Source organism: Nocardia sp. JCM 34519.1, from assembly GCF_020361265.1.
Lineage (GTDB): Bacteria > Actinomycetota > Actinomycetes > Mycobacteriales > Mycobacteriaceae > Nocardia > Nocardia arthritidis_A.
Window position 1 is genome coordinate 148,351 of sequence record NZ_JAIRBR010000007.1, and the last position, 12,398, is coordinate 160,748.

A 12,398-nucleotide genomic window follows, 5' to 3' on the forward strand; every position below is an offset into this window, starting at 1 on the left:
GCCCGGCTCAGCCGTTGGTCGGGAGCGCGATTATGGTGCGCAGCACGTCGATTCCCGCGGTGACGGCGGAACCGCCTGCGGCCCAGGTGGTGTCGGCGGGCTGCGTGGTCATCAGGACGACTACGTAGCGCAGCGGGTCGTTCTGCGGGCCGACGAGGCCGGTGGTGTCCAGCGTGGTGGACGAACCCAGCGTCATCCAGCCCTGTTTGACCGCCCAGGCAGTACCCGGCAATCCGTCCGGGATACCGAAGTACTGGTCGGTGCCGTCGGCGGCGATCTGGTCGGCGCCGGTGAGCGCGCCCACCAGTAGATCGCGGGACGGCTGCGGCACCGAGGTGGCGATGTAGCGGTAGATGTTCACCACATCGCTTGGGGTGGTGCGTGTTTCACCCCACTGCGTATCGTCGTCGGGCGCCTGGGTTCCGGTCAGGCCCATCAGATCGATCATCCGGTGCACGATATCGTCCGCACCGTTGGCATCCCACAGTTCGTCGGCGATATCGTCGTCGCTGGCCGCGAGCATCTGCCGCAGCTGCGCCGCGGTATCCGGATCCGGCTGCCACCCTTGGCTTTTCAGTACGTCGACGGCGATGAGCAGCTTGACCACCGACGCGGTGTAGAACTGCTGGTCCGTATTGAGCCCGGCGAGCGAGGCGCCCGTCTCCAGGTTCACCACGTCGACACCCACCTGCGTATTCGGTGAGGCGGCGGTGATCGCCGTCGCGATCTGCTGCCCGAGCGCATCCGGGGCTACCGAGGTCGCCGCGGACGCCGGGGTGGCGTCGGCGGCGACCGGAACGGCCGAAGGAACCGTGACGGCGCGTTGCGCGACCGCACCCGCGGGGCGATGCCCCTGCGCCATAGCCGTCGGAACCCCGATCACCATCGCGGTCGCGGCACCCGCCGCGATCGCACCCACCACCATCGGCCGCACCCGAAATCGCGCCGTGGGCGGCCGATTTCGCCGAACAAACGAACTCATACCTTATTTGATCGTCAGCAGTCTGTGAGTATCTCGAGAGGGGGATGCCAATTAGCTGTCGAACCGTGGCAGTTAGCTGTTGCCCGGCGTGTCATCCGGCGAGTCGCGGGCGAACTCAGGACAGTGGATTGTCGTAATCCGAGAGCTCGAAAGCCTTTTCGCCGCCGACGAAGTCGGTCTCGCGGTGGCGATCACGGCGGCCGGGGTGGTGCGCGTGGTCGTGTTCATCGGGCCAAGACTGTAGTGCGGCAGCGACATTGGCGCCAGCGATCGGCGAACGACCGAGGATGGCTACGTGAACGACCAGCCCGTGATCCGGTGGATCGTCACCGCGACGACGGGGCCCTGCGGCAGCTGCGCGCGATATTGCTCGTATTTTGCCGCGAGCAGGTTCAGCGCCTCGGTCCGTTGCACATGGTCGACGAGGATCTCGGCGCTGCCGTCGGCGCGGACCCACCACAGCCGCCGCCAGTCGTCGCTGTATTCGTCGGCCAGCACCGATACCGCCGGATTCGCCGCGATATTTCGCAGCCTGCGCAGGTCGGTGCCGCGTTTCGGCTTGTGGTCGACCGCGAAGTACAGCCGCTCGCCGTGTATCGCGAACACGATCGGGACCAGATGCGGTACGCCGTCGGCCGATGCGGTGGCCAGCCGGGCCACCCGGGCGGCGGCCAAGCGGGTACGGGCTGCTGCGGCGTCCACCCCGGCCACGTTAGCCGGTGATCAGAGCGCGATCCCCACCAAATGCCCGACGAAATAGGTGACGGCCATCGCGGCCGCGCCGCCGAGGGCGACCCGCACGGTGGCCCGCAGCACCGGCGCCCCACCCAGCCGCGCGCCGAGGCTGCCGGTGAGCAGCAGCGCGACCAGTACCGCAGCGACGGCGATCGGAATGCGGAACCCGGTGGGCGGCAACACGATTGCCAGCAGCGGTAGCAGCGCGCCGAGGGTGAAGGAGAGCGCCGAGGAGATCGCGGCATGCCAGGGGTTGGTGAGCTCGTTGGGGTCGATGCCGAGTTCGGCCTCGGCGTGCGCGGCGAAGGCATCGTGTTCGGTCAGCTCCTCGGCGACCAGGCGCGCGGTTTCGGCGGACAAGCCCTTGGCCTGGTAGATGGCGGCCAGCTCGGCCAGCTCCGCCTCGGGCTGTTCGCGTAGCTCGCGGCATTCGGTGGCGAGCAGGGCGCGCTCACTGTCGCGCTGGGTGCTGACCGACACGTATTCGCCGAGCGCCATCGACACCGCGCCCGCCACCAGCCCCGCGATGCCCGCGGTCAGGATCGGGCCGCGGGCGGTGGTGGCCGCGGCCACACCCACCACGATGCCCGCGACGGAAACGATGCCGTCGTTGGCGCCGAGCACCGCCGCGCGCAGCCAGTTGAGCCGTGTCGCCAGACCCGTCGCATGCGGTTCGTTGGGATGGATGGCTTCGGTTTGCGGTGCCATCGCGGTCAGGTCTGCGCTCATAAACCTAGAAAGTAACGAACTATCCAGCGCATCGCCAGCAATGAAAGGCTCACCGAAGTGAGGTAATGCGTTGCATAGGAAGGTATTTCGAACCTAACCTAATCGGTGCCGTTCAGGTAGGCCAGGACGGCGAGCACCCTGCGGTTGGTCTCGTCGGACTGCCCGATGCCGAGCTTGCCGAATATGTTGGCTATGTGTTTGCCGACCGCGCCCTCGCTGACATATAACCGGCCTGCGATCGCGGCATTGGAACAGCCCTCGGCCATCAGCGCGAGCACCTCGCGCTCGCGCGGCGTCAGCGCGGCCAGCGGTTCGTTACGCGCCGTGCTGGCAAGGAGTTTCGCGATCACCTCGGGATCCATCGCGGTGCCGCCCGCGGCGACCCGGCGCACCGCGTCGACGAACTGGTCGGCGTCGAAAACCCGATCCTTGAGCAAATAGCCGACACCGCCGGTGCCATCGGCCAGCAGCTCCCTGGCATAGAGCTGCTCGACATGCTGCGAGAGCACCAGCACCGGCAGGCCCGGCCGCTCCCGCCTGGCTCGCAGCGCGGCCTGCAGGCCCTCGTCGGTGAATGTCGGCGGCAGCCGCACGTCGACGACGGCCACATCCGGATTCGCGGTGCGCAGTGCGTGCTGCAACTCCGGCCCGGTGGCGACGGCCGCCGCGATCTCGAAGCCGTGCGCGGTGAGCAGATGGGTCAGGCCGTCGCGGAGGAGGAAGAGGTCCTCGGCGAGGACAACACGCACGGCACCTCCAGTGTCACCATCGTCGGCCCGCCGGCCGGGCTATCGATGGCCACCCTACCGTCGAAGCCGCCCAGCCTGCGCTCGAGCCCGCGCAGGCCGCTGCCTCGATTCGGATCCGCGCCGCCGCTGCCGTCGTCTGCGACGGTGACCCGCAGTCCGGAGCCGCTGTGCCGCATCGTGATCCGGATATGTCGCGGGTCGGCGTGGCGCACGGCATTGGTCAGCAGTTCGGCTACCGCGAAGTAGACGGCCGAATCGACCGGCGGATCGACGGTTCCATCCAGCGCCGCGTCGACCGTGACGGGCACCGGACAGTCGAGCGCCTGCGCCCGGATCGCGTCGACCAGACCGCGCTCGGCCAGCACCGGCGGATGGATGCCGCGCACCAGCCCGCGCAGTTCGGCCAGCGCCGCCACCGACGCGTTCCTGGCCTGTGCGACAAGGTTTTTCGCGGCATTCGGATCGCGGTAGATGAGCGCCTCCGCCGCGCCGAGGGTCATCCCGAGCGCGACCAGTCTGGCCTGCGCGCCGTCGTGCAGATCCCGCTCGATGCGGCGCAGTTCGGCGCCGAGCCGGGCGACCGCGTCGGCCCTGGTCTCGGTGAGCCGCTCCACTCGCGCGGTGAGCTGTTCGCGTTCGATGAGCAGCCGGGCGCGTGCGGTCGGCCGCAGCAGCAGCGTCAGCCAGCGGCCGTGCAGCCGTAGCAGTTTCGGCGCGATCGTCAGCCCGGCCGCCGCGAGCAGCAGCCCGGCGGGCACCGCGAGCCATACCGCGCCGAACAGTTCGCCGTAGCCGGGCGAGGGCGTCATGCCGAAGGGCACCTGGAGGGCGGGTAGCGCCAAACCCCAGATGCCGTAACCGATCAGCGCGGCGGGCAGCAGCGTCAGCGTGCCGACCAGCGGTTGGGCGGCCAGCCACAGCAGGTCGCGCCAGGTCGACGGGTCGTGCCAGAGTGCGCGGCCGCCGGCGGAGAATGCGGCCCACCACGCCGAAGTCGATTGGCGCGCCACGGATTCCCGCTCCGGCAGCCGCGGGGTGGTCAGATAGGGCGCGGGCAATTCGACGCCCGACCAGTGACCGCCCAACCGCCGGAACAGGTTCGGCAACCAGCGAGCCCAGGACACCACCCACATCGCGACCACCGGTCCGGTGAACACCGCCGCCAGCACGCAGATCAGCAACTGCGGCAACGCGATCAGCGAAAGCCCGCTCAGGACGACGCCACGGAACACCGAGAGCAGTCCCGCGCCGAACCAGCGCCGCCAAGCGCGGCCGCGGGCCAGCCCGGCCGGTGTCGGCGGGGCGAGCAGTAGCGCGCTCCAACGGCCGTGCCAGCGCAGGGTTCTCGGCGCGATGAACCAGCCGATCGCGACGCAGGCTACGGCGAGCGGGCCGAATATCAACGGCAACAGCATGATTGCGCCGATCCCGCAGGCGATCAGCGCGGCGGGCGACACCGCGAGCGCGCCGCCGACCACCGGGTCGGCGATGGTCCAGAGCAGGTCGCGCCAGGTCGCGGGATCGGTCCAGATCCGGCGCGACCGGGCGGCGAATGCGGCGGTGCGCCGCTCGAAATAGACGTGTTGGCTGCCCGCCACCCGGTAGAAGCCGTCGTCGTCCTGCTCGATCGGCTCCGGGGGCTGGTAGGGCGACGGGATCGGCACACCGGACCAATTCCGCGCGAGCCGCCGGGCCGATTCGGTCAGCCGCCTGCTGGTCGAGACAACCGGTGGCATGAGAAAGATCAGGCCGACACAGGCCCCGGCGATCGCCAGCGCATGCGCCACGAATGCCAGGAGCGCCAGCGGGCCGCGCGCGAACAGCGCGATACCGCGCGCTATCGCGATGAAATTGCCGCGCCCATGCCGCATCGTGTTGTCTCCTGGTCTGCCGGAAGTCCAGTCTGGACTACCCGATGGGTGCGGCACACTGGCCCTCGGTCCCGCGTGCGGGTAGGGCTGGCACCACCCCTAGGTCGGGCGGGTGCTCGGCAGCGCCGTCTTCATGTTGAGTTGCCGAGGGATCGGTACGTCAATGGTTGCGCGGCTACGGCCGCTGGATCGGTCCAGCTACGTGGATGCTTTGGCGTGTGCCCGGATGGGAGGAATCGGTGCGTCGGTTGGTGGTCGCGTCGCTACGACGACGGAATCGCCCCAGGTAGGCGCGTGGTGCGTCGGCAAGGGGTGTTCCGTTTCCGCGCTCTGGATACGCGTTGTTCCCGCGTAGGTTTCAGTTTCTCGCGCATGCAATAGCTTGCGCGGGACGCTGGTTGCTGTGCGTGAGCCGATTACTTACGTGTTCAAAGGTGAACAGAGCTTTCCGCACCCTGGCTTCGAACCGCGCATTCGTTGTACGGGGTGTGCCGCTGACAGAGATCGACTACACCCGGCTCCCGGATTGTGTCTTCTGCTGAAGTCTCTCATACGGAGTCTGGCCGTCGAGTCCGCCGTGGGGCCGGTGGTAGTTGTAATAGTCTTGCCACTCTTTGAGTTTCGCGTTGAAGATGTTCACGTCATCGATGACGACGCCGTCGAGTAGCCGGTAGAACTCTTCGGCATCGATGCGATGGGAGCGCTCCACCTTGCCGTTCAGGCGGGGCGTTCGGGGCTTGATGTAGACGTGGTTGATGCCCTTGTCCAGCACGTGCCAATGGAATCCTGACTGAAACTCCGCGCCGTTATCGGTTTGGATGGTCTCGACCACGAAGGGCAGCTGCGCCAGGACGTAGTCCAGGAACTGGATCGCGGTCTTCTGGTTGTTGCGCGGGTAGATCTTCAGAATCCGCAGGCGGGTGCAGTCGTCGATCGCGGTGAACTGGTAGAACTTTCCGCGCCGGCCAACCGGTTTCGCGGCGGCGGTGGTGCCGGTCTTGCCGGGCAGGGCCTCGACGAACTTGACGTCGATCTGAACGTGATGGCCGGGCCGCTGCTTCTCGTAGCGCTTCCAGCGACGGTCGTGCCGTTTATACCGTTGCGAGGCAGGCAGTCTGCCCATATCCAGGCGTTTGAGGATGCGCCAGACACCAGACTTGCTGATCTCGATGTCGTGGTAGCGCTGGAGGTACATCCGGATCTTCTCCGGCCCGAAGTGGTAGTTCTGCCGCAGGTGAATGATCTTCTCGACGACCTCGGCGCGGGTCGCGGTCGGGCTGGTCCGCGGCCGTCGCGACCGCTCACGCAGCCCGTCGACACCCTCGGTCTCGTAGCGATGCAGCCACGTGTAATACGTGGGTCGGCTGATCCCGAAGTACCGGCACGTCATCGCGACGTTGCCGGTGACCTCCTCGACATGACGAAGGACCGCCAGGCGCCTCCGCACCTCACGGTCCACCACAGGCTCACTCACCCGAATCTCCTTACGGCTCAAGGGATCCGGGTGTCAAGCATCTTCGTCAGTTTTATATTCGGTGTACGGGGTGTTCGGTTCGCGCCCGGGGTGCGGCTCGCTGTCTTAGCTTCTCGCGCTGGCTACTACGCGCGCGGGACGCTGAAACCTACTCGGCTAGCGTTGCTAGTTCGGCGGCGAGGGCTGGTCCGATCGGGACCACCAGGTCGGCGTTGCGGTCCGCCGGGGTGCCCGCGGAGTGTGGTCCGCCGACTCGGGTGGGCTCGTTGTAGGCCAGTTCGCGGTGCAGGCTCGCGAGTTGCCAGAGATCCCAATCGGGTTCGGGGTGTGCGGGCGCCGCGTGATCGATCATGGTCGACCGGATGACCAGACGGTCGCTCTCGGCGGGGAGTAGTAGCTCCAATGTCCTTGCCTGGCAGGGCCATTCGCACAGACCCGAGGTGATGACGTGCCAGTAGCCGCCGGTCGGTCCCGGACGCGGTACGGCCGAATTGCGGTGTTCGTGCCCGGCCAGCCACAGTACGACATTGCCGAAGCGGTGCAGGATCGCCTCGATATCGGCGGCCAAGTAGCGGGTTTCGTGACCTGGGGTGGCGTTGTCCAGCATGGCGATACCGTGATGGGAGGCGAGGATCACCACACGGTCCGGGTTGCCGGTGCGGACCGTCGCGCCGTCGGGGTCCAGATGCGCGGAATGGACCTCGGTGAGCCGGTCGATCAACCAATCCCGCTGCCGCGCACCGATACTGCCGGTGACGCCGCCTGCGGAATTGGTGGTGTCGAGCACGATCACCCGGATTCCGGGGATATCGTCGTAGCAGTAGTACGCCGTGACATCGGCGAGATTGTCCGGTGTGAAGCCGTGGCCGGGTGGCAAGGCCGGGCTGTCCAGGTGGGCGCGAATGTATTCCGCCGGGCTCACCAAGCGGCGATCGGCGCGGGCTTCGATGGGTAGTGCGGGGCCGCCGGACAGCGCGGTGGGGTCGGCAAGGTAGCGCGCCATCGGATCGTCTGGCAACTCTCCGGCAATATCGATCGGCCGCCGGTTTCCGGTCACCAGGCGCTGGAATTCCGGCGTCACCGGTGCGCGTCCCTGCGCCAGACAGTCGTGGTTGCCGAAGCAGGCCAGCCAGGGGATACCGAGACCGCGGGTCGGAAACGGAAGTGCCGCCGCCGCAAGCGCTCCCGGCGCGTCCGGGAACCCGTGCTCGCGTTTGTAGCGGTCGCGGGATTCCGGCTCCGGATTGTAGAAGTCGCCCGAGACCGTATGCGACGGATGGGTTTTCGGTTCGGCGGCGCCGAAGAGCGGATCGAATTCGGCGTCGCCGTCGAGCAGGGTGAGATATGCCAGCAGCTCGTTGTATTGAGCGTTGTCGGTGTTGTCGCCGGTGGTGATGACGAATGCCGTATCCGCGGCGGCGGTTTCGCGGATGGTCCGGATCATCGCCTCGAACGCCTGCGGCGCGACCAGCTCCTGCGGCCGGTACGCGGGGAACATCCCGTCCCAGCCGGGACGGCCGGCCAGCCGCTGCAGAAAGTCCAGGCGGCCAGGCGAAATCGGGTCGGCGAGTTGGAAATCGGTGAGATGGACGAAGCGCAGCAGCGTCGCGGCGGTACCGCGTTCCGGTGCCGCCGCCAGTTCGGTGCGCGGCACGTGCGCCTCGCCCGGACCGGTCGTCAGCTCACGGTAACCGCTGCCATCGGCCGGTGTCACGGTTCGGTCGCTGGTGGACATGCCGGTCAGCTCACCACCTTTTCCGGTGCGGCGGTGCGGGTTTCGGTGAGCTCCTCCAGCGTGCGGCCCTTGGTCTCCGGGGCCAGCGTTATCGCGATGGTCAGCCCGATCGCACCCGCGGCGACGAAGATCCAGAGCACATTGTGCAGGCCCCAGGCGTTGATGAGCGTCGGCAGCAGCAGGGTTCCGGTGATCGCGCCGATGCGCGAAACGGCGGTGCCGAGCCCGTTCGCGGTGGCGCGCACGGCGGTTGGGAACACCTCGCTCGGGTAGACCAGGTTCACTATGCCCGGACCGGAATTGGCGAACAGCACCGCGATCCCGAGCAGGATCACCAGCGCGGCGAGTCCGGGCGAGCGCAGCAGCGCCAGAATGGTGAGCGCGGTGAGCATGCCCGCGAATCCGGTGATGAGCAGCGGCCTGCGGCCGACCCGATCCACCAGCGCCACACCGGTGAACGCGCCCGCGACGCCGACCAACGCGATGATCAGCGATCCGGTGTAGCTGCCAGCGGTACTCGTGGTGACCTGCTTCAGAATGGTCGGCGTGTACAGCGTGATGCCGTAGTAGGCCAGTGTGTACATGAACCAGAATCCGCAGCAGAACAACGTCATTCGCAGCAGCGGCAGGGTGAGCAGCGTGCGCCACGTTGAATTGTGTTGTGCCGCTGCGTTGTCGGCGATGGTCGCCGCCGTTGCGGTGTCGCCGAGTTCGGTGAGTACCGCGCGAGCCTGGTCCGTATGTCCCCGCGCGGCAAGCCAGCGCGGCGATTCCGGGATGCTGCGCCGCATCCACAGCACGATCAGCGCGAAGATCGCACCGAGCAACAGCATTGCGCGCCAGGTGTATTCGCCGAGCGGCAGCAGCAGCAAAGCGAACAGATAGGTGCATGCCGCGCCGACGAACCAGGTGGCGCCGAGCCGGCACATGAGGCTGCCGCGGCGACGCGCGGGTGCGTATTCGGCGAGCAGTGAGGTGGAGATCGTGTAGTCCGCGCCGAGCGCGAGCCCGAGCAGGAACCGGCATACCAGCAACTGCCAGGCATCCTGGGTGAACGCGGCGAGCACCGCGAACGCGACGAAGCCGATCAGGTTCACCAGGTACATCTTCTTGCGGCCGAGCCGGTCGGTGAGCCTGCCGAAGACCAGCGCGCCGACGAACATGCCGATCACCGCCGACGCGGTGAGCGCGCCGGACATCAGCGAGGAGAGATGCCACTGCTTGGTGACGGTGGGCAAGGCGACCGCGATCACGGTGATGTCGTAGCCGTCGAGGAACATGCCGGCGGCCGAGAGCACGGTGACGCGGCGGTGGAAGGCGGTCAGATCCGTCGAGTCGAGGACGGAGAAGGCATCGCGCGACACGATGGCTGGTCCTAATCGTTCGTAGAAGTGGTACTAAAACGTTTTAGCAATGGCAGTGGCGTTGAGCCAGAGGGTAGCGCCCGATGTCGTCGAGTGTTCGGTACACGGTCATCTCGGTTCAGATTCCGTTCGCTAAGGTGTCCATTCGTGATAGCCGGGCGGGAACCGATCACCCAGCGAGATGTCGCGGCCTCGCTCGGCGTCTCCATCTCCGCGGTGAGCCTGGCGCTGTCCGGGCGGGCCGGGGTCAGCGACCGGCTGCGCGCGCAGATCCTCGCCCGCGCCGCCGAATTGGGCTATCGCCCCAACGTTTCCGCGGTTGCGCTGCGCACCAAGCGCACGAAGGTGCTCGGTCTGCTCATCCGCAATCTGCGCAACCCGCACTTCCTGGATGTGATCGACGGCTTCGACGAGACCTGCGCGCGCGCCGGATACGACGTGATGGTCGGTTCGTCGCGCTACGACCCGGATCGAGAACGCGAACTGCTCGACGCCTTCCAGGACCGCGCGGTGGACGGGCTGGCGGTGGCCCCGATCGGCGCGAGTCCGCAAGTGCGCGAATGGCATTCGGCGACCAAACGGCCGGTGGTGTTGCTCAACGCCGCCGAGCGCGGCGAGCGCGCGCCGATGAGCGTGCGCGCGGATCACCGCGCCGCCGTCGATTTCGCGGTGCGGCACCTGATCGGGCTGGGCCACCGGCGGCTGGCCATGCTGGTGGCGCCGCCGGACAAAGCACCGGATCCCGAACGCTGGCAACGCTTCCGGGAGCTGAGCGCGGAGTTGGGTTTCCGGGCGGACGCGGTGATCACCGAACTATCCGCTGCGGCAGCGCGTTCCGCCGCCGTGGCGGAGCTACGCCGCCCGCCGGGGGAGCGGCCCACCGCGTTCATCGCCAACAGCGACTACCTCGCGCACGCCGTCTACCTGGCCGCCGCCGATCTCGATTTGACCGTGCCGCACGATATTTCGGTGATCGGACACGACGACCTGCCGACCTCGGCGTCGCTCGCTCCGCCGCTGACCACCGTCGCGGTGAACCGCAGGGAGATCGGCGAGCGCGCGGCGACGCTGCTCATCGATGCGCTCGATGGGCGGACGCCGGAGACCACCGAGGTGATCGTCCCGGTCCGGCTGCGGGTCCGCTCGTCGACCGCGCCGCCCGCGGTGTGATCGTCAATTCTTCGGCAGCAGAGCGGGATCCGCGCCGAGCCCGCGCAACCGAGCCAGCACCGCGGTCCGCGCCAGCGCGAAGGTGTCTTCGTCGAGCAGGTGGGACCGCACGACCACCGCGCCGGTGAGCGCGTCTATTTCGTAGGAGAGCAATGCCGGATCGGTCTCGCTGTTCAGTTCGCCCGCCTGGATCGCCTGGCGAATCAGGTTGCGCGTCAACTCATCCCAGGTCCGCAGGTGGGTGCGCAGGCGGTCGCGCACCGGGCCGGGATGATCGTCGAATTCGGCCTGTGTCGTGACGAAGAAGCAGCGGCCGGGCAGCACCGGTTTCCGATAGAAGTCGAGCCGGTGCTCGGCCAGCGCCCACAGCGCGCGCACCCCGGTGCGGTCCGCGAGCGCGGGGCGGACCACCTGCTCGGCCCACTGCTCGGCGGCGTGGTCGACGGCGGCCAGCTGTAGTGCCTGCTTATCCGGCCAGTGCGTGAACAGCGCCGATTTGCTCACCGTCAGCCCGGACGCGAGCTGCGCCAGGCTGAGGCCGCCGAGTCCGTCGGTCGAGGCCAGGCGGACGGCCGCGTCCAGTACGGCGGTCCGGGTGCGTTCGCCGCGGATTCGGCGGCCGTCGGTCGGAGTGGGATCGGGCATGAGAGTAACCTAACATAAACTATCCGACTGGTCGGTCATATTCTTTGGCTATTCGATAACCGCATGATTGGAGGGCGACCGTGCCGACCATCCCGCCAACTACCACGCCGGAGTCGTGGTGGACAGTCTGGAACAGGCGATGTCGGAGCTGGCCGAGATGCTGGGCGGCCGCCGTTGTGCTGAGCGGCGACGCCGACCCCGGCGTTTTCTATCACCGGACGAGCGAGGGGCTGTATTTGGAGCTCGTCGAGATGGGCCGGGGCGGTCCGGGACTCGCGCACTATCTCAATTCTCCGAGCGCGGATCAGCTGCCGCTGAGATATTTGGTCAGAAGGGTAACTGCCGGTTGGCAGAAAATTGCAAAAAGGCCATGGGCGGTTGAGTCGCTTACGCTATCGTAGGTAACTCGATTACCCTTGACTTTCTCTTTACTTTCGAACGACGCGCGATCTGCGACTAACTCGATTCGAAGCTGTGATAATTGCGGCGTACGCCACATCGGGCGGCGTAAATCCTGGAATATTGCGAGCGTCTGTCAATTCGGATGGGTGCTCATAATCGCCTGTCGGACCGCCTTTTCGGCGATGTGGACGTGGCAATTCTCGAACTCGAATCCACTGTGTACGTAGCACTTTCGCGGCATCGGAACATATTTCATGCCGGATATCGCATGTATGCGAATAGTCCATTGTTAGCGAAAAGTTTGCTGGAAATCGACGGCCGAGAATGGCACGGAACGGGATTAATCGGACACCTGACCGGTATTGCGCAGAACGAGCACAAGTCTGGACGTTTGTTTCCAGCTGGCAGTACCGTCTCTGTTCCGCGGGGGATACCTGAAAACCGTCCAACGGCCTGTTTCATCCATTTTTGGATGACCGGGCGACACCTCGAAGCCGAACTATTCGGATAACGGGTGAGCAATTCGGATAAACAAGCGTGAA

General features: G+C 66.9%; 10 protein-coding genes. 1 reads left to right on the plus strand and 9 read right to left on the minus strand.

All coding sequences use genetic code 11. The features are described 5' to 3' along the window. Positions 1 to 7: 7 nt before the first annotated feature. From LGY53_RS19565 to LGY53_RS19600, 8 genes are all read right to left on the minus strand, one after another. A complete protein-coding gene (locus LGY53_RS19565) occupies positions 8 to 925 on the minus strand; it encodes a class A beta-lactamase-related serine hydrolase (RefSeq protein ID WP_225728118.1) in 918 nt (305 codons plus the stop codon). Between the two features lie 348 nt (positions 926 to 1,273). After that, a complete protein-coding gene (locus tag LGY53_RS19570; RefSeq protein WP_225728119.1) occupies positions 1,274 to 1,684 on the minus strand; it encodes a TIGR03668 family PPOX class F420-dependent oxidoreductase in 411 nt (136 codons plus the stop codon). A gap of 21 nt (positions 1,685 to 1,705) precedes the next feature. Continuing rightward, positions 1,706 to 2,446 carry a VIT family protein gene (locus tag LGY53_RS19575; protein ID WP_374111203.1) on the minus strand — a complete coding sequence of 247 codons (741 nt, stop codon included), beginning with the start codon at positions 2,444 to 2,446 and terminating at the stop codon, positions 1,706 to 1,708. Positions 2,447 to 2,544: 98 nt separating this feature from the next. Further along, entirely contained in the window at positions 2,545 to 3,195 is a 651-nt protein-coding gene (locus LGY53_RS19580) for a response regulator transcription factor (RefSeq protein WP_225728120.1), read from the minus strand. After that, complete coding sequence (locus LGY53_RS19585; protein ID WP_225728121.1) at positions 3,147 to 5,066, minus strand: sensor domain-containing protein; 1,920 nt, start codon at positions 5,064 to 5,066, stop codon at positions 3,147 to 3,149. The genes LGY53_RS19580 and LGY53_RS19585 overlap by 49 nt, the downstream gene beginning before the upstream one ends. A 508-nt stretch (positions 5,067 to 5,574) precedes the next feature. After that, positions 5,575 to 6,528 carry an IS481 family transposase gene (locus LGY53_RS19590; protein WP_225728335.1) on the minus strand — a complete coding sequence of 318 codons (954 nt, stop codon included), beginning with the start codon at positions 6,526 to 6,528 and terminating at the stop codon, positions 5,575 to 5,577. A gap of 160 nt (positions 6,529 to 6,688) precedes the next feature. After that, complete coding sequence (locus LGY53_RS19595) at positions 6,689 to 8,275, minus strand: metallophosphoesterase (RefSeq protein ID WP_225728122.1); 1,587 nt, start codon at positions 8,273 to 8,275, stop codon at positions 6,689 to 6,691. 5 nt (positions 8,276 to 8,280) lie between these two features. Next, a complete protein-coding gene (locus LGY53_RS19600) occupies positions 8,281 to 9,639 on the minus strand; it encodes an MFS transporter (RefSeq protein WP_225728123.1) in 1,359 nt (452 codons plus the stop codon). Between the two features lie 147 nt (positions 9,640 to 9,786). On the opposite strand from LGY53_RS19600, the gene LGY53_RS19605 reads away from it, so the two are divergent. After that, positions 9,787 to 10,809, plus strand: a complete 1,023-nt coding sequence (locus tag LGY53_RS19605; protein WP_225728124.1) for a LacI family DNA-binding transcriptional regulator — start codon at positions 9,787 to 9,789, stop codon at positions 10,807 to 10,809. A gap of 3 nt (positions 10,810 to 10,812) precedes the next feature. Here LGY53_RS19605 and LGY53_RS19610 read toward each other — a convergent pair whose 3' ends face one another. Beyond that, positions 10,813 to 11,454, minus strand: coding sequence for a TetR/AcrR family transcriptional regulator (locus LGY53_RS19610; RefSeq protein ID WP_225728125.1), 642 nt, complete (start codon positions 11,452 to 11,454; stop codon positions 10,813 to 10,815). Positions 11,455 to 12,398 lie beyond the last annotated feature (944 nt).

Bases quoted from the DNA above. Each gene is read 5' to 3' on its own strand.
- LGY53_RS19565 (WP_225728118.1), bottom strand. From the start codon at position 925: ATGGTGGTGGGTGCGATCGCGGCGGGTGCCGCGACCGCGATGGTGATC.
- LGY53_RS19575 (WP_374111203.1), bottom strand. From the start codon at position 2,446: ATGAGCGCAGACCTGACCGCGATGGCACCGCAAACCGAAGCCATCCAT.
- LGY53_RS19585 (WP_225728121.1), bottom strand. From the start codon at position 5,066: ATGCGGCATGGGCGCGGCAATTTCATCGCGATAGCGCGCGGTATCGCG.
- LGY53_RS19595 (WP_225728122.1), bottom strand. From the start codon at position 8,275: ATGTCCACCAGCGACCGAACCGTGACACCGGCCGATGGCAGCGGTTAC.
- LGY53_RS19610 (WP_225728125.1), bottom strand. From the start codon at position 11,454: ATGCCCGATCCCACTCCGACCGACGGCCGCCGAATCCGCGGCGAACGC.